Origin of the sequence: Paracoccus sp. DMF-8, assembly GCF_029309835.1 — a bacterium.
In the GTDB taxonomy this organism is placed as follows: domain Bacteria; phylum Pseudomonadota; class Alphaproteobacteria; order Rhodobacterales; family Rhodobacteraceae; genus Paracoccus.
On record NZ_JARJHL010000017.1, the window covers coordinates 1 to 16,467 of the forward strand.

15 protein-coding genes are annotated in these 16,467 nt (G+C 65.7%); 4 read left to right on the forward strand and 11 right to left on the reverse strand.

The features are described 5' to 3' along the window. Positions 1 to 145 precede the first annotated feature (145 nt). Genes PE067_RS17920 through PE067_RS17970 form a run of 11 tightly spaced genes read right to left on the reverse strand, consistent with a single transcriptional unit; the run spans position 146 to position 9,048 of the window. Positions 146 to 784: a 3'-5' exonuclease gene (locus PE067_RS17920; protein WP_276191068.1), complete on the reverse strand. Its 639-nt coding sequence runs from the start codon at positions 782 to 784 to the stop codon at positions 146 to 148. A gap of 49 nt (positions 785 to 833) precedes the next feature. Beyond that, on the reverse strand, positions 834 to 1,430 hold the full coding sequence (locus tag PE067_RS17925) for a hypothetical protein (protein ID WP_276191069.1): 597 nt from the start codon (positions 1,428 to 1,430) through the stop codon (positions 834 to 836). Further along, the gene (locus PE067_RS17930; protein WP_276191070.1) at positions 1,402 to 1,608 is read right to left on the reverse strand and encodes a hypothetical protein; all 207 of its coding nucleotides are present in this window, start codon (positions 1,606 to 1,608) and stop codon (positions 1,402 to 1,404) included. Before PE067_RS17930 ends, PE067_RS17925 begins: the two co-directional genes overlap by 29 nt. A gap of 9 nt (positions 1,609 to 1,617) precedes the next feature. Next, a complete protein-coding gene (locus tag PE067_RS17935) occupies positions 1,618 to 1,869 on the reverse strand; it encodes a hypothetical protein (protein WP_276191071.1) in 252 nt (83 codons plus the stop codon). After that, positions 1,870 to 2,211 carry a hypothetical protein gene (locus PE067_RS17940; protein ID WP_276191073.1) on the reverse strand — a complete coding sequence of 114 codons (342 nt, stop codon included), beginning with the start codon at positions 2,209 to 2,211 and terminating at the stop codon, positions 1,870 to 1,872. It lies immediately after the preceding gene. Beyond that, positions 2,208 to 2,573, reverse strand: a complete 366-nt coding sequence (locus PE067_RS17945; protein WP_276191075.1) for a response regulator — start codon at positions 2,571 to 2,573, stop codon at positions 2,208 to 2,210. Before PE067_RS17945 ends, PE067_RS17940 begins: the two co-directional genes overlap by 4 nt. Further along, on the reverse strand, positions 2,545 to 5,271 hold the full coding sequence (locus PE067_RS17950; protein ID WP_276191076.1) for a sensor histidine kinase: 2,727 nt from the start codon (positions 5,269 to 5,271) through the stop codon (positions 2,545 to 2,547). The genes PE067_RS17945 and PE067_RS17950 overlap by 29 nt, the downstream gene beginning before the upstream one ends. Then, positions 5,268 to 5,507, reverse strand: coding sequence for a hypothetical protein (locus tag PE067_RS17955; protein WP_276191077.1), 240 nt, complete (start codon positions 5,505 to 5,507; stop codon positions 5,268 to 5,270). The genes PE067_RS17950 and PE067_RS17955 overlap by 4 nt, the downstream gene beginning before the upstream one ends. After that, positions 5,504 to 7,006 carry a putative nucleotidyltransferase substrate binding domain-containing protein gene (locus tag PE067_RS17960; protein ID WP_276191079.1) on the reverse strand — a complete coding sequence of 501 codons (1,503 nt, stop codon included), beginning with the start codon at positions 7,004 to 7,006 and terminating at the stop codon, positions 5,504 to 5,506. The genes PE067_RS17955 and PE067_RS17960 overlap by 4 nt, the downstream gene beginning before the upstream one ends. A 15-nt stretch (positions 7,007 to 7,021) precedes the next feature. Continuing rightward, positions 7,022 to 8,704: a cation acetate symporter gene (locus PE067_RS17965; RefSeq protein ID WP_346429726.1), complete on the reverse strand. Its 1,683-nt coding sequence runs from the start codon at positions 8,702 to 8,704 to the stop codon at positions 7,022 to 7,024. A 35-nt stretch (positions 8,705 to 8,739) separates the two neighbouring features. Next, on the reverse strand, positions 8,740 to 9,048 hold the full coding sequence (locus PE067_RS17970; RefSeq protein ID WP_276191081.1) for a DUF485 domain-containing protein: 309 nt from the start codon (positions 9,046 to 9,048) through the stop codon (positions 8,740 to 8,742). Between the two features lie 734 nt (positions 9,049 to 9,782). Between PE067_RS17970 and kynU the strand changes: the two genes are divergently transcribed. From kynU to PE067_RS17990, 4 genes are all read left to right on the forward strand, one after another. Next, positions 9,783 to 10,970: a kynureninase gene (gene kynU / locus PE067_RS17975; protein ID WP_276191082.1), complete on the forward strand. Its 1,188-nt coding sequence runs from the start codon at positions 9,783 to 9,785 to the stop codon at positions 10,968 to 10,970. Between the two features lie 117 nt (positions 10,971 to 11,087). Then, the gene (locus tag PE067_RS17980; protein ID WP_276191083.1) at positions 11,088 to 12,242 is read left to right on the forward strand and encodes an efflux RND transporter periplasmic adaptor subunit; all 1,155 of its coding nucleotides are present in this window, start codon (positions 11,088 to 11,090) and stop codon (positions 12,240 to 12,242) included. Continuing rightward, complete coding sequence (locus tag PE067_RS17985; RefSeq protein WP_276191085.1) at positions 12,239 to 13,348, forward strand: efflux RND transporter periplasmic adaptor subunit; 1,110 nt, start codon at positions 12,239 to 12,241, stop codon at positions 13,346 to 13,348. Before PE067_RS17980 ends, PE067_RS17985 begins: the two co-directional genes overlap by 4 nt. Beyond that, a complete protein-coding gene (locus tag PE067_RS17990; RefSeq protein ID WP_276191086.1) occupies positions 13,345 to 16,461 on the forward strand; it encodes an efflux RND transporter permease subunit in 3,117 nt (1,038 codons plus the stop codon). The genes PE067_RS17985 and PE067_RS17990 overlap by 4 nt, the downstream gene beginning before the upstream one ends. Positions 16,462 to 16,467: the final 6 nt, after the last annotated feature.

Genomic DNA, 16,467 nt, shown 5'->3' on the forward strand with positions numbered 1-16,467 from the left:
GCCTGGCGTATTGGGTCAGCGGCGCGATCAGCAACGCAGCCGCGCGTAATAGGATTTTTCCGCCGCCTCGCGCGCCTGCGCCAATGTGACGATGCGCTTCGCCGGCGCAACAAGGGCAGCATTTTCAAAAACATCTGCGCGGTGGTCAGCGCATCGCCCGCCGCGCTGTGGCGGGCCAGCACCTCGACGCCCAAACGCGCGGCGATGTCTTCCAGCGCGATGTGGACATTGAGCTGACGGCTCGACCACCGTCGCCAGCAGCAGCGTGCCCAGCACCGGCTGGCTCGAAACGCAGCCCGCTGGTCGCGGCCTTTCCTTGATCTGCAGGGAACCGCATGTCGAAGGCGACGTTATGGCCGACCAGCACCGTGTCGGCGGCAAAGGGGTGAAAGGCGGCCAGCACCTCGGCGATGCGGGGCTTGCCGCGCACCATGTCCTGCGTGATCCCGTGAAAGGGGATCGAGGCATCGGGGATCAGCCGCCCCGGATCGACAAGCTGGTCGAATGTCTCGCCACTCAGCAGCCGGGCCTTGAGGATGCGGATGGCGCCAAGCTGGATGATTTCGTCCCCGCCGGTCGGATCAAGCCCGGTGGTTTCGGTGTCGAACACGGTGAATGCCAGCTCGTCCAGCGGCACATCGTCCAGCGCGCGGCCGCTGTCGCTGTCGGCGAACAGGTCGAAATTGTAGAACTCCGGGCGATCCGGCAGGCCGGTTTCCGCTGCGCCCGCCCGCCGACAAGGGCAGCAGAAAACGGAAAAAGGACCGGCCCGCGTCGCGGTCATGTTCCAGCCACAATTCGCCGCCGTGACGTTCGGCGATCTCGCGCGGGGGTCAGGATGTCGTGCCTTCGCCCTGCGGCATCGCCTCGGCCTGCCAGCCGGCGGGGGCGACGGCGCTGGTGAGGGCGGGCCATGCCAGATCCAGATGGGCCCAGGCCCCGGCGCGGTTCAGGCGGATGTCCAGCACATCGGGGAACAGCGTTTCCACCAGCCGCCCTGCCGCCAGAAAGGCCAGCGCCTGCATCAGCGAAAAGCTGTCCACGCTGAGCCAAAGCCCGTCCTCGACCTGATCGCGGGTCAGGCTGCGCCCGGCGTCCGCCTCGATCCGCTGCGCCACGGCGCCGATGAAATCGCCGCCCTGCACGTCCCGCAAGGGCCAGCGCGTCAGCAGGATCCTGCGGCGGCGTCCTCGGTCAGTGCGGCAAGACGGTCGGCCAGATCCTGACCTCATCGCGGACAACCGCCTTGAAAACTCTCTGGCGTTCGACCTCGTCTCAGATCGGGATAATCCAGCATCTCCAGCGCCGCCTGCATGCTGGCCAGCGAGGCGCGGCTGGATCTCGGTCAGTTCGATCATGCGCCGGTCGCGGCGCGACTGCGCCGCCCGATCGGCCGTGATGTCATCCAGCAGCAGCACATAGCCGCTCATCGCGGCCCCGCCGCCGGCCAGAACCGGCGCCAGCGCGACCTGCAGCAGATGCCCGCCGGGTGGTCGCGACGAAACGGGCCGAGACCGCGATTTCCGACCGCGCAATGCGGCGTTCGACGCCGTCGCGGGCATGGGCGATCAGCGCCGGTTCGATGACGGCATGGATCGAGCGGGCCAAGCTTCCGGATCAGCTCCGCCCTCGCCCGCGATATCGGGGATTGCGACAGGCGGGTGAAACAGCCCGGCGCGCGCGCCCGTTATACAGCAGGATCCGGCCATCCAGATTGCAGACGATGACGCTCGGTTCCAGTTGCGCCATCAGCGCGCCCAACTGGTCGCGTTCCTGCGCGACCTTGGCGCTGGCCTCATCGACCAGACGGGCCGCGTCGGCGCGCAGGCTGCGGGACTGATCGGCGATCTGGTTGATCGCGGGCTGCAATCAGCCGCCGGTCGCACCGCCGCCGTCACGGCGCCAGCGGACCCGGCGCATCGGGATCGGCGGCCAGCAGCCAGTGTCGCATCCGTTGGCGGCATGCAGGGGCGCGATGGTTCTGCGGTAAAGCCGCATCACCAGCCAGCCGCCAAGCGCCGCCGCAACCGCCCACCAGCCAAAGACCAGCGCGCCATGGCTGTTGGCCAGCGGGGCCAGCACCTCGGACAGGATGCCGCGTTCGGCGGGGTTCGTCAGCGACCACGCCCCCGCCAGACCAAGCACCAGCCAGAGGGCCAGCACGATACCGGGGGCAAGGGCGGCGGCGATCAGCCGCGGTTTGATCTTCACGAAATCATGTCCTTGATCTGCACGATCAGGTCGCGGGTCGAAAAGGGCTTCGCCACATAGGCATCGACGCCCGCGCCCTTGCCGCGCTGGATATCGGTGTCGCGGCCCTTGGCGGTCAGCATCAGGATGCGGATATCGTTCAGCCTTGCATCGGCGCGCACCGCCTCGCAGACCTCGAAGCCGGTCAGGCCGGGCATCATGCCGTCCAGCAGGACCAGCGCCGGGGTCTCGCGCTGGATCATGTCCAGCGCCTCGATCCCGTCGCGCGCCACAAGAACCTGATATCCTTCGCGTTTCAGCATGAATTGCAGCGATACGACAATATTGGGTTCGTCATCCGCGATCAGAACCTTGATGCTCATCAACTCCCCCTTCTGGCTGGAGCGGAAGGCGAAACGCGAAACACGCCCCCTGCCCTGGCTCGGACTCCAGCCACATCTCCCCACCCAGATTATTGACGATCTCGCGGCTGATAGGAAGGCCAAGACCGGCGCTCGGCGGCCGGTCGCGCGCATCGCCGACCTGCCGGAACTTGTCAAAGACCACCGCCTGTTCCGCCGGATCGACGCCGCGCCCGTTGTCGCGAACGCTGACGACCAGCCCGTCGCCCTGCCGGGACAGGCTGACATCGACCCGCCCGCCCGGCACCGGCACGAATTTCGCGGCATTGGACAGCAGATTCATCATCACCTGCATCATCCGGTCGGGATCGGCCTGCACCGGGGGCAGGTCCGGCGCCAGATCGGCCACGACCTCGGCCCCCTTTTCGCGAAACAGTTCGGATGTCGCGCGCAGGCTGTCGGCGACAAGCTGGCGCAGGTCGATGTCGCAAGTGTTCCATTCGGCCATGCCCGCCTCGATCTTGGCCAGATCCAGCACCTGATTGACCAGCCGGCCAAGCCGTTCGGATTCCTTCAGGATGATGCCCAGAATTCGGCGCGGTCGGCATCGTCGATATCGGGCGTGTCCAGCATCAGGCTCGGCCAGCGCCCGGATCGAGGTCAGGGGCGTGCGCAGCTCATGCGTGACCGAGGACATGAAATCGTCTTTCAACTGGTCGAGGCTTTTCAATTCCTCATTCGCGTCGCGCAGTTCGGATGTGACCTGTTCCAACTGGCGGGCATAGCTGCGGACCTGCGACGCCTCGTCCAGAATATCCAGCACATTGTCGATGGTCAGGGGTTCTTCCTGCGCGACGGATTCGACCATGACCCGGGCCGAGGCCGTGCCGACCGCCCCGGCGATCTGGCGCTCGACCCGATCCACCAGCCGGGCATCGGCGACCAGCGCATCGGGGGCGACGCCCATGTCGCGGGCATGTTCGTGAAACAGCGCCTGCGCCCGCTCGGCGCCCAGAAAGCGGCCTGCAAGGTCGCGCAGATCGGCCAGCCGGGCGCGGCCGCGCCAGAACACCGGTTCCGCCGCATGGGTTTCATAGACATCGACGAACAGGACGGCCTGGCTTGCTTCGCGCGGGGAAGGATCGCGGGCCAGCGACAGGCCGACATACAGGCCGATATTGACCAGCATCGACCAGAACAGCGAATGGGTCAGATAATCAAGGCCGGTCAGCCCGAACAGCGATTCCGGCGCAAGCAGGGTCAGCCCGAACGGGCCGTCCAGAAAGCCCGCGTCGATCCAGCCCGATTTCGCGACCGATGGCAGCATCAGCGTCCATGCCCAGACCAGCGCCCCCCCGGTCAGCCCGGCCAGCGCGCCGGTCCGCGTCCCGCCCTTCCAATACATCCCCCCCAGCAGGGCGGGGGCGAATTGCGCGACGGCGGCGAAGGAAATCAGCCCGATCGAGACCAGCGCATAGGCTTCGCCCGCGATGCGGTAATACAGGTAGCCCAGCAGCAGCACGGTCAGGATCGCGGCGCGGCGGATGTTCAGCAACAGCCGGGTCAGATCGCCCCCCGACCGCCGCGCAAAACGGCGGCTGCGCAGCAGCGCGGGCGTGACCAGATCGTTGCAGACCATCGTGGACACGGCGACGGTTTCGACGATCAGCATCCCCGTCACCGCCGAAAGCCCGCCGATATAGACCACCAGCGCCAGCAGTCCGGCACCGTGATACAGCGGCACCGACAGCACGAAGGTTTCCGGGTCCATGACCCCGCTGCCGAACAGCACCAGCCCGCCGATGGCGATGGGCAGGACAAAGATATTGATCAGCAACAGATAGACCGGAAACAGCCATGCGGCGCGGCGGATGTGGCGTTCGTTCACGCATTCGACGACCATGACCTGAAACTGGCGCGGCAGCAGCAGGACCGACAGCATCGCCAGCACGATCATCGCGAACCATTGCGCATGGCTGAAACTGCCCGCGCCATTGTCCAGCCGCAAAAGCCGGGTGATCTCGGGCATCTGCTGCGCCCGCGCCCAGATATCGGCCATGCCGTCGAACAGCCCCCAGGTCACGAAACCGCCGACGGCCAGAAAGGCCAGCAGCTTGACCCCGGATTCAAAGGCCACGGCGGCGACCATGCCCTCGTGGCGTTCGGACTGGTCAAGGTGGCGCGTGCCAAAGATGATCGCGAATGCCGCCAGCAGCAGGGCGACATAGAATGTGCCGTCCAGCCACCAGCCCGGTTCCCGCCCCGTGCCCGCATTGGCGGTCAGCACGTCATAGCCCGCCGACACCGCTTTCAGTTGCAGGGCGATATAGGGCAGCATGCCGACCACGGTGATCAGCGTCACCACGGCGGCCAGCAGCGGGCTTTTGCCGTAGCGGCTGGCGATGAAATCCGCGATCGAGGTGATGCGGTAGGTCTGCGAAATCCGCACCATCTTGCGCAGGACCACCCATGCCAGCAGCATCGCCAGCATCGGCCCCAGATAGATCGGCAGGAACCAGACCCCGCCCGAGGCCGCCCGCCCGACGCTGCCGAAATAGGTCCAGGCAGTGCAATAGACGCCCCATGACAGCGCATAGACCCCGGCATTGTCGATGATCGACCGTCCCTGATCGGCGCGGCGGTCGGCATAGGCGGCAATCGCGAAAAGCAGCAGCAGATAACCAAAGGAGGCGCCCAGAACCAGCGCGGGCGACATCATGTCCCGCCCCCGTCCCGCGGCGGGGGGCGCCTTGGTCGCGCGGATCTTTCGCTGACCAGCGCCAGCGCGACGATCAGGCCCGCCCAGATCGCGAACAGCGCGACGGGCAGCAGCGGCAGGCCGAACAGCGTGATCTCGCGGTCCCAGATCGTCAGCAGCGGAAAGTTCAGCAGCGCAAAGCCCGCCGCGCACAGCGCGATCAGGATCTGCCTGCGCCGCTTGCTGCCCCCTTTCATAGCGTGTCCAGACGATAATGCCGCGCGATCCATTCCTTGAAACGCCGCACGATGGTCAGCGAATCGCGAAAGGACTGGCGTTCGATCGTGCCCAGTTCGGCCAGCCGGATGGTGTTGTCGGGCGCGCGCCCCTCGGCAATCTGGCGCAGGTTGCTGGACAGTTTCAGCGCCATGACGCAATGCAGCGCCGCCAGCAGGTCACGGGCGAAATCACCGTCCAGATGACCACCCGCCGCCAGCGCCTTCAGCCGGTCGGCGGTGCCCAGATCGCGGATGCCATATTGCAGCGCCAGCGTGCGGACGCCGTGGACCAGCGGAAAGATCCCCAGTTTCTTGACATCGACCTCGGCCGCGTCGCGCCCGCGCATGCCGGGAAGACGGCTCCACCAGCGGCCCTCGGTCCCGAATTGCGCGATGGCACGGGCGAAATGCGCGTAAAAGGCATCGCTGCCCGTCAGCAGGCGGCGCAGATAGGATTGGGCATCCGCCAGCAGGGTCGCGTCGCCCGCGACCGCATCGGCATCCAGAAAGATCGCCAGATTCATCGGACCTTCGGCATCGCCGCCATGCACCCAATCGCGCAGCGAATCGCGAAACCCCTGCAAGGGCTGGCACCACAGGGGGCGGCTGACCATGATGCCCCCCGGACAGGGCGGATAGCCGAAACCGATCAGCGCATCGGTAAAGGCCTGCGTCACATCCGCAAGCCCCGGAAAATCGAAACCGTCGCGCAGGATCAGCGCATTGTCCTGATCGGTGCGGATGACCTGTTCGGAACGCCCCTCGCTGCCCATGACGATCAGGCAGGAATTCTCGCGCAGGTCCTGCGGGGCCAGCAGATCCCACAGGCGGCGAAAGATCTGGCGGTTCAGCGCGCCGACGGTATCGGCGATGATTTCGACCCGCACGCCATCGTCGTGCAGGGTGCGGATCAGGGCCTCGACCTGCGCGGCGGCCTGACCGATCTGATCGACGGTCGTCGCATGGGCGATCCCGACCCCGATCAGATGGGAATGGTTGGCCAGAAAGCCCATCAGGTCCAACTGGCTGAGAATGCCGATGATCCGGTCGTCCTGCCTGACCAGAACGCGGTGGATGCGGTGCTGCAGCATCAGCATCATCGCATCGAACACCTCATCCCCGGCGGAAACCGACCAAGGGGAAAAGCTGGTGAATTCGCGCACGGCGATCTGTTCGGGCGCCCGGCCCTGCAACAGCGCATCGCGCAGGCTGGTGGTGGTGAAGATCCCCAGCCGGTCGCCATCGCGGACCAGCGCATCGGCAACGCCCGCCTGCGACAGCGCGCGGCAGGTGGCGACCAGATCGGTCGCACCGTCCAGATACAGGGGTTCGCGCAGATGGGCATCGCCGACCCGGCTGGCCATCAGCGACACGAATTCGCGCTGATCGCGGGTGTCCCCAAGACGGTTTTCAGACGAAGGGGACCGGCCTTGCCCGGCCGATCCCCCCTTTGGCATATGATCGGTGATCCCCGTCAAGAAACGCGGACCGGATCAGTGCTGCGACGCAGCCGAGGCGCCGATCCCGGTTTCCGAACGCACCTCTTGCGCCGGGAAGCCGGCGCGGTCGATGCGCGCGCGCGGGCCGTTGTCCAGCTTGGACACGATCCAGATCGTCAGGAACGCCGCCGTCATCGAAAACAGCGCAGGCGAGGTATAGGGGAACAGGGCGGAACCCGCCTCGTGACCCAGAACCTGTTCCCAGACCGAAGGCGACACGACCGTCAGGCCGACCGACAGAATCAGGCCGACGAAACCGCCGATCACCGCGCCCCAGGTCGTGCAGTCCTTCCACAGGACCGACATGAACAGCACCGGAAAGTTCGCCGAGGCCGCGACCGCAAAGGCCAGCGACACCATGAACGCGATGTTCATGTTCTGGAAGGCGATCCCCAGCACCACCGCCAGCGCGCCAAGGCACAGGGTCGTGATGCGCGAGACGCGTAGCTCGGCCGCACTGTCGGCCGTGCCCTTCTTGATGACCGTCGAATAGAGGTCATGGCTGACCGCCGAGGCCCCCGACAGCGTCAGGCCCGCGACGACCGCAAGGATGGTCGCAAAGGCCACGGCCGAAATGAAGCCCAGGAAGATATTGCCCCCAACCGCTTTCGCCAGATGGACGGCGGCCATGTTGTTGCCGCCGATCAGGCCGCCCGCCGGGTCCAGAAAGTCGGGATTGGTCAGAACCAGCGTGATCGCGCCAAAGCCGATGATGAAGGTCAGCAGGTAGAAATAGCCGATCCAGGTGGTCGCCCACATCACCGATTTGCGCGCTTCCTTGGCGCTTGGCACGGTGAAGAAGCGCATCAGGATATGCGGCAGACCGGCGGTCCCGAACATCAGCGCCATGCCGAAGCTGATGGCCGAAATCGGATCCTTGATGAAGCTACCCGGCCCCATGATCGCCTGACCGCGGTCGGCGGCATCGGCGGCGGTGTCGGGGTTTGCGGCAAAGATCTCGCCCTTGATGCGGACGGCATCGGCAAACATGCGCTCGGGGCTGAAACCGTATTTCCACATCACCATGAAGGACATGAAGGACGCGCCGCCCAGCAGCAGGCAGGCCTTGATGATCTGCACCCAGGTCGTCGCGGTCATGCCGCCGAACAGAACGTAGACCATCATCAGCACGCCGACGATGACCACGGCCATCCAGTAGTCCAGACCGAACAGCAGCTCGATCAGCGAACCGGCGCCGACCATCTGCGCGATCAGGTAGAACGCCACCACGACCAGCGTGCCCGAAGCGGCAAAGATGCGGACCGGGGTTTGCGCGAAACGAAAGGCCGCCACGTCGGCAAAGGTGAACTTGCCCAGGTTGCGCAGACGTTCCGCCATCAGAAATGTCAGGATCGGCCAGCCGACAAGAAAGCCGATCGAATAGATCAGCCCGTCATAGCCGTTCAGCATCACCGCCGCCGAAATCCCCAGGAACGAGGCCGCCGACATATAATCGCCGGCAATCGCCAGACCGTTCTGGAACCCGGTGATGCCGCCACCGGCGGTATAGAAATCGGATGCCGACTTGGTCTGAGACGCGGCCCATTTGGTGATGAACAGCGTTCCCACCACGAACACCGCGAACATCACGATGGCCGTCCAGTTCGTCGCCTGTTTGGTGCCGCCCTGAATGACATCCGCCAGGGCCAGCGTCGGCATCAGCAGGGGCGCGGTCATGGCTGCGGCCGCAAGACCCAATCTGGTCGAAAGCGTCATTTCAGCACCTCGCGCTTGATCTGATCCGTGAGGTCGTCGAATTCGCTGTTCGCACGGCGGACGTAATAGGCTGTGATCAGAATGGTAAAGACGATCACCCCGAAGCCGATCGGAATGCCCCAGGTCATGACGCCCGAACCCATGCGCGCCGCCAGAAAGCCGGGCTTGAAGGCGATCAGCAGGATATAGCCGTAATAGACGACCAGCATCAGGATCGTCAGGGTCCAGCCAAAGCTGGACCTTTCCCGCTTCAGCTTCTGATAGGTCGGATCAGCCTGGATCCTCTCTATGTTCAATGTGTCCATCGGAGTCCCTTTTCTCCTCTTTCCGCTTGTGTCGCGAGACCAGCCCGTGCTTTTCGCGCGCCTCCTGCCCCGAAAGCCGGGACAGGTCCGTCACTGTCAGCAGGTCGTTGCGGTTGCTTCGGGAAGCTGATCGGGTCTTGCCGCCCCTTTGCCGGTCCGGGTTCTGTGCGTCCCGGTTGTTCCGGCAAATTCGATTCCCGTTCGGGCCGGATTCAGACTGGCCAGGACCGGGCGACCGGATCCCCGGCGGCGGTGAAATTCCCGCGCGCCGATGGGATGCAGAAAAACTGCGATCATTATCTTCCCCCCAAAGGTTTGCGCCCCGCATCCTCCGGGGCTTCAACCTTCCGTGAGGGGATTGTGCCCCCTTTTCATGGGTGCGGCAACAGGTGTTAGCGAGTGCCATTCCGCACTTCGGGCATTAATTTTGCCGTGCAGCGCGTTTTCGGGGGATGAAAGCGGCACTGCAGAAAAGCGCGACTTTTGAAATAGTCCTTTGGTCGCAAGACCTGGCCGTGACGCGCCGGACAAAATGCACGAATCGCCCTGCCATGTCGCTGTCCGGGCAGGATTTCGTCGCAAGACACGCCGCATCACGCGCGGTCAGACCGCCGATATCGCCTGATGCGCAACATGATGCCGTAGGGTTATCGGCACGATGGGCTGGTGCCTCTTGCGAATTTCTTCATCTTTTGCGGATCATGATGTCAGTGACAGGATCACGGGGAACAGAATTGACCGATTTCGCCAGAACCCGCGCAGCATTCCATCTGCCTGCGGGAGTGACCTATCTGGACGGCAACTCGCTTGGGCCGATGCCGCTGGCCGCCGCCGCGCGCGTCCAGCGGATGATGGCGGCGGAATGGGGCGACATGCTGATCGGCGGCTGGAACGGCGCGGGCTGGTATGACCAGCCGCGCCGCACCGGCGACCGCATCGCGCGGCTGATCGGCGCCGGAGCGGGAGAGGTCGTGATGGGCGACACCCTGTCGATCAAGGTGTTTCAGGCGCTGTCGGCGGCGCTGGCCCTGCGCCCCGGCCGCCGCGTGATCCTGACCGACAGCGGCAATTTCCCGTCGGATATCTATGTCGCGCAGGGGCTGGGGGACGCGCTGGATGCGCAGGTCCGGGTGGTCGAGCCCCTGGCGCTGGCCGGGGCATTGACCGATGACGTCGCCGTCCTGATGGTGACAGAGGTCGATTACCGCAGCGGATACCGCCACGACATGGCCGAACTGACCCGCCGCGCCCATGCCGCAGGCGCGCTGACGATCTGGGATCTGGCCCATTCGGCGGGGGCTGTCGATACCGATGTGACGGCGGCCGGGGCCGATTTCGCGGTCGGCTGCACCTATAAATACCTGAACGGCGGGCCGGGCGCGCCTGCCTTTATCCGGGTCGCGCCGCATCTGGCCGATCAGGCCCGCCCGATCCTGCAGGGCTGGATGGGGCATCGCCTGCCCTTTGCCTTTGAACAGGATTATCACGCCGCGCCGGGGATCGAGCGGATGCGCGTCGGCACCCCGCCGATCCTTGCGCTGGCCGCACTGGATGCGGCGCTGGATATCTGGGACGAGGTGGATATGGCTGCGCTGCGCGCCCGCTCGATCGAGCTGACCGGCGCCTTTATCGGTGCCGTCGAAAGCGCCTGTCCGGGGCTGGAACTGGTCACCCCGCGCGACCCCGCCCGGCGCGGCAGCCAGGTCAGCTTTCGCCATCCGCAGGCCTATGCCGTGATGCAGGCGCTGATCGCGCAGGGGGTGATCGGCGATTTTCGCGCGCCCGATGTGCTGCGCTTTGGATTTGCGCCGCTTTACAACACGCTGGACGATGTTCATCGCGCGGCGCAGGTGCTGGGCCAGATCCTTGCAGGCAAAAGCTGGGACCGCCCCGCTTTTCATGCCCGCGCACAGGTGACGTGACATCATGCTGCCCCGCAACCATATCGGCGCCCTGACATCCACCGCACGGCCCTCGATCCGGACATCCGTCGGCACCCTTCCCATGGTCCCGATGCCTTTGCGAAAGGGGGCCGACTGATGCCGCCCCACCCGGCCCACTCACAACCGGCCCGTCTTGTCCTGATCGCGCTTTGCGCGCTGGCCCCGGCGCTGGCGCTGCCTCCGACCCCGGCACGGGCCGATGCCCCCTTGATGGTCGAGGTGGTCGAGGTCAGGGAAGCGCCCCTGACCTTTGACACCACGCTGGCCGGGTCCATCGCGGCACGCGACAGCGTGAACATCGGCTTTCGTCAGGGGGGCCGCATCACCGAGGTCATGGTCAGCGAAGGCGACCGCGTCCGCGACGGGCAGGCTCTGGCCCGCACCGATCCGACCCAGCAACAGCAGGGCCTGCGCGTGGCCGAAGCGGCGCTGGCCTCGGCCACGGCGACGCATGAACAGACCCGACTGGCCCATGAACGCGCGCAGGCGATGCTGCAACACGGCGTCGGCACCCGCGCCGCGCTGGACAATGCCGCGCAGGCGCTGTCGGCAGCGCAAAGCGCGCTGGCCCAGGCCTGCACCGCACTGGATCAGGCCCGCCGCGCGCTGGACGATACGGTGATGCGCGCCCCGACCGACGCGCTGGTGACCGGCCGCAGCGCCGAACCGGGCCAGATCGTCGCGGCCGCGCAGGCGGTGATCTCGCTGGCCGATGCCGGCGGGCTGGAGGCGGTCTTCGACACGCCCGACATGCCCGCGCTGGATCGGGCGATTGGCGTTCCCGTCTCGATTCAGGGGATGGATGGCAATGTCCCCGCGATGCATGCCACCATCCGCGAGATTTCCCCGATGGTCGACCCCCAGACCGGCGCAATCACCATCCGCGCCTATATCGACGCCCCGCCCGGAGATATCTTTCTGCTGGGCGCGGCGGTGCGCGGCACCGTGCAGTTCCCGGCCGGAATCGGGATCGAGGTGCCACGCACCGCGCTGACCGCGACCGGCGATCAGCCCGCCGTCTGGCTGGTGGACGATCAGAACCGGGTGCAGCTTGCCCCGGTTGCCATCGAACGCTTCACCACCGAATCCGTGGTGCTTCTGGCCGGGGTTTCGCCCGGCGACCGCGTCGTCGGCGCAGGGTCGCAACTGCTGTATCCGGGCCGCAGGATCAGCCCCGCCCCGATGATGGCCGCCCCTGATGCAGAGCTATCCGATACAACCGCCCCACCCGTGGCAGAGGGGTCGGAATGAAGCGGATCGCCCCAATCCTTGCTGCCGCCCTTGCCGCCCTGCTGCTGGCCGGCCCCGCCACGGCCTTCAGCCTGCCACGGCCGAAAAAGCCGGTCGAAGAACAGCCGGCGCCCCCGCGCCCGGTCGTCACCGAAATCGTCGATGGCCGCCTGATCTCTGCCCGCGCCATCCCCGGCGTCATCGCCGCAGAGGTCGAGGTTGTCTTGGGATTCCAGACCCTTGGCCGCGTCATCGAAAGGAATTTCGATGTCGGCGATGTCGTCCGCAAAGGTGATGTTCTGGCCGCGATCGACCCCGATGATCTGCAGGGCAATGTCGTCGCCGCCGAGGCCGCGGTCGAGGCATCCTCGGTCCGGTTGCAGACCGCTGCCGCCAATGCCGAACGCACGCGGGAACTGGCGCGGCGCAACGTCGCCTCGACCGCGCAACTGGAACAGGACGAAAACGCGCTGGCCGCAGCGGCGGCGGCCTATAGTCAGGCGCAATCCGAACTGATCCGCGCCCGCGATGCCGAAGGCTTCGCGACCATGACGGCGCCCTTCGACGGCATCATCAGCGCAGTTTTCGTCAATGCGGGGGCAGTGGTCAGCGCGGGCCAGCCGGTCATGCAGCTTTCCGCGCGCAATGAGCTGGAGGCCGTGATCGACCTGCCCGAAAGCGCGCTGGCCGATGTCCGCCCCGGCGACGGGTTTCAGGTCTGGTCCAGCGATATCGCGCCCCCCGAATTCATCGCCGCATCCGTCCGCCTGACCGAGCCGCTGGCCGATGCCGCGACCCGCACCCGCCGCGTCCACCTGTCGCTGGCGGACAAGGGCAATTTCCGGCTTGGCACGCTGATTCTGGCGCGCCCGGCCAGCGACGGCGCCCAGACCATCACCGTGCCGGTGACCGCGCTGCGCATGCAGGACGATCAGCCCCATGTCTGGCTGGTCGGCACGGAAAACGGCCAGCGCGCCGTGACGCTGCGCCCCGTCACCACCGCCGGGCCAGTGCTGTCCGGCCGCATCGCCGTGCCCGAAGGGCTGGCACTGGGCGATGAAATCGTCACGCGCGGCGTCAACTCCCTGACCCCCGGCCAGGCTGTCGGAGCAAGCGTGACCCCATGACCAACCGCAGCTTCAACCTTTCGGACTGGGCCCTGCACCACCGTTCGCTGGTCTGGTTCCTGCTGATCCTGTCGATGGTGATCGGCGCGCTCAGCTATACCCGCCTTGGCCGCGAGGAGGATCCGAATTTCACCATCAAGGTCATGGTCGTCTCTGCCTCTCTGCCCGGCGCGACCATCGAGGATACGCTGGATCAGGTCACCAAGCGGATCGAGACCAAGCTGGAACAGCTGGAAGGGCTGGATTTCACCCGCTCGGTCACCATGCCGGGGACCTCGATCGTCTATATCCAGCTGAAATCGACGGTGCGCGGCGATGCGGTGCCCGATTCATGGACCCGCGTCCGCCATATGATGTCGGATATTTCCAGCGAATTTCCGCAGGAATTTCAGGGATTTCAGTTCAACGACGATTTCGGCGACGTCTTTGGCAATATCTATGCCTTCAGCACCGACGGCTTTTCCAAGCGCGAGCTGCATGACCGGGTCGAGGATATCCGCAAACGCGTTCAGGCCCTGCCCGACACGGGCCGGACCGAGCTTCTGGGCACGCAGGACGAAAACATCTATCTGGAGTTTTCCAGCACGCGGCTGGCCTCGCTTGGGCTGAATCAGGAACAGGTGGTGCAATCGCTGGCCGCGCAGAACGCCATCACCCCGTCGGGCGTGATTCAGGCCGAGGACGAACGCGTGCTGGTCCGCGTCAACGGCCAGTTCGACGGCGAGGACGCGATTGCCGCCGTCAACCTGCGCGTCGGCGACCGTTTCTTCAACCTCTCCGATGTGGCGCGGGTCCAGCGCGGCTATACCGACCCGCCTTCGACCCTGTTCCGCTACAACGGGCAAGAGGCCATCGGCCTGCAGATCGGCATGGCGGATGGCGGCAATATCCTGGAATTCGGCAAGCAGATCGACGCGCTGATGTCCCGCGTGGCGCAGGATCTGCCCATCGGCATCTCGATGTTCAAATTCGCCGACCAGCCCGAGATCGTCCGCCATGCCGTCGGCCATTTCGTCCGGGCCCTGACCGAGGCGGTGGTCATCGTCCTGGTCGTCAGCTTCATCAGCCTGGGGCTGCGGGCGGAGCTGGTGGTGACGCTGACCATTCCGCTGGTGCTGGCGATCACCTTTGCGATCATGGATTACTACGGGATCACGTTGCAGCGGGTCTCGCTCGGGGCGCTGATCATCGCGCTCGGGCTGCTGGTCGACGATGCGATGATCGCCATCGAGACAATGATCACGCGGCTGGAACAGGGCGACGATCTGGGCCGCGCCGCCAGCTATGCCTGGACCTCGATCGCCTTTCCGATGCTGACCGGGACGCTGGTCACGGTCGCGGGCTTCATCCCCATCGGGCTGAATTCGTCGATGGCGGGCGAATTCACCTTTTCGCTGTTCGTCGTGATCGCCGTGTCGCTGCTGGTCAGCTGGATCGTCGCGGTGCTGTTCACGCCGATCCTGGGCCTGACCTTCCTGTCGCCGAAAATGGCCCAACACGACAGCAGCCCCGGCATGTTGCGGCGCGGCTTTCGCCGGCTGCTGCTGGCTGCGATGCGGGCGAAATGGCTGACCATCGGGGTCACGCTGGCGCTGTTTCTGGTTTCGGTTCTGGGCATGCGCCTTGTCGAGCAGCAGTTTTTCCCCAGTTCCGACCGGACCGAGCTGCTGGTCGACATCACCGAACGCGCCAATGCCTCGATCACCAAGACGCGTTCCGACATGGACCGGATCGAGGCATATCTGGCCGAAAACGACGAAGCCGTATTCTGGACATCCTATGTCGGTCGCGGCGCCCCGCGTTTCGTTCTGGCGCTGGATATCCTGACGCCGGGACCGCAGACCGGGCAGATCCTGATCCAGACCCCCGATATCGCCGCCCGCAACCGGCTGCGCGACAAGATTCAGGATTTTGCGCGTGAAAACCTTGTCGGCACGGATATCTACATCAAGAACCTCGAAGTCGGGCCGCCGGTCGGCAAGCCCGTCCAATACCGCGTCAGCGCCAGTTCGATCGAGGACGCCCGCGATTCCGCCCGCGAACTGGCCGCCGTGCTGGCGCAGGAACCGCGTCTGCGCGACATCACGATGGACTGGAACGAACCGGCGCGCGTCGTGCGGCTGATGGTCAATCAGGACAAGGCGCGTCAACTGGGGATCTCGAACAACGATATTTCTTCCTCGCTCGGTTCGATGCTGTCGGGGCGGATCATCACGCAGGTTCGCGACGACACCTATCTGATCAATGTCGTGGCGCGCGGCGACGAGGCCGACCGCCACTGGCTGGAGCCGTTGCGCAACCTGCAGATGTCGACGCTGTCGGGAACGCCGATCCCGCTGGCCTCGCTGGCGACGCTGGAATATGGCACCGAACATCCGCTGATCATGCAGCGCGACGGCCGCCCGACGGTGACGGTCATGGCCGCCATCGCGACCGCCGACCAGCCCGCCACGCTGGTTGCCGCGCTGGCCGATCAGATCGCGCAGTTCGAACAGAGCCTGCCCCCCGATGTCGATGTCACCCTGGGCGGCACGGTCGAGAACTCTGCAGAAAGCCAGGAACCGATCGCCGCCGTCGTGCCCTTCATGCTGCTGATCATCGCGCTGCTGGTGATGATCCAGATGCAGGGTTTCCGGCTGATGCTGATCGTCTTTGCCGCGGCCCCCCTTGGCCTGATCGGCGTCGTCGGCGTGTTGCTGACCTTCGGCGTGCCCATGGGTTTCGTCGCCATCCTGGGGGTGCTTGCGCTGATCGGCATCCTGATCCGCAACTCGGTCATTCTGGTCCACGAGGTCGAGGTTCTGCGCGAAACCGGCCATTCGGCATGGCGCGCGGTCTATCTGGCCTCGGACAGCCGGGCGCGGCCGATCCTGCTGACGGCGGCGGCGGCATCGCTGGCGCTGATCCCGATTTCGCGACAGGTGTTCTGGGGACCGATGGCCTATGCGATGATGGGCGGGATAATCGCGGGAACGGTGATCACGCTGGTCTTTGTCCCGGCGCTGTATTGCGCGGTCTTTGCCATCAAGCCCGAGGATGAGGATGGCGCGCCCGAACCAAAGCCCGGCGAACCAGAACCCGGCGACCCCAAGGCGGAACCGGCCCGATCCTGAAACGGC

What these genes read in the sequence shown, in the direction of transcription:
- PE067_RS17920 (WP_276191068.1), bottom strand. Translation starts at nt 784, where the DNA reads ATGACCGCGACGCGGGCCGGTCCTTTTTCCGTTTTCTGCTGCCCTTGT.
- PE067_RS17925 (WP_276191069.1), bottom strand. Translation starts at nt 1,430, where the DNA reads ATGAGCGGCTATGTGCTGCTGCTGGATGACATCACGGCCGATCGGGCG.
- PE067_RS17945 (WP_276191075.1), bottom strand. Translation starts at nt 2,573, where the DNA reads ATGAGCATCAAGGTTCTGATCGCGGATGACGAACCCAATATTGTCGTA.
- PE067_RS17950 (WP_276191076.1), bottom strand. Translation starts at nt 5,271, where the DNA reads ATGATGTCGCCCGCGCTGGTTCTGGGCGCCTCCTTTGGTTATCTGCTG.
- PE067_RS17955 (WP_276191077.1), bottom strand. Translation starts at nt 5,507, where the DNA reads ATGAAAGGGGGCAGCAAGCGGCGCAGGCAGATCCTGATCGCGCTGTGC.
- PE067_RS17965 (WP_346429726.1), bottom strand. Translation starts at nt 8,704, where the DNA reads ATGACCGCGCCCCTGCTGATGCCGACGCTGGCCCTGGCGGATGTCATT.
- PE067_RS17970 (WP_276191081.1), bottom strand. Translation starts at nt 9,048, where the DNA reads ATGGACACATTGAACATAGAGAGGATCCAGGCTGATCCGACCTATCAG.
- PE067_RS17980 (WP_276191083.1), top strand. Translation starts at nt 11,088, where the DNA reads ATGCCGCCCCACCCGGCCCACTCACAACCGGCCCGTCTTGTCCTGATC.
- PE067_RS17985 (WP_276191085.1), top strand. Translation starts at nt 12,239, where the DNA reads ATGAAGCGGATCGCCCCAATCCTTGCTGCCGCCCTTGCCGCCCTGCTG.
- PE067_RS17990 (WP_276191086.1), top strand. Translation starts at nt 13,345, where the DNA reads ATGACCAACCGCAGCTTCAACCTTTCGGACTGGGCCCTGCACCACCGT.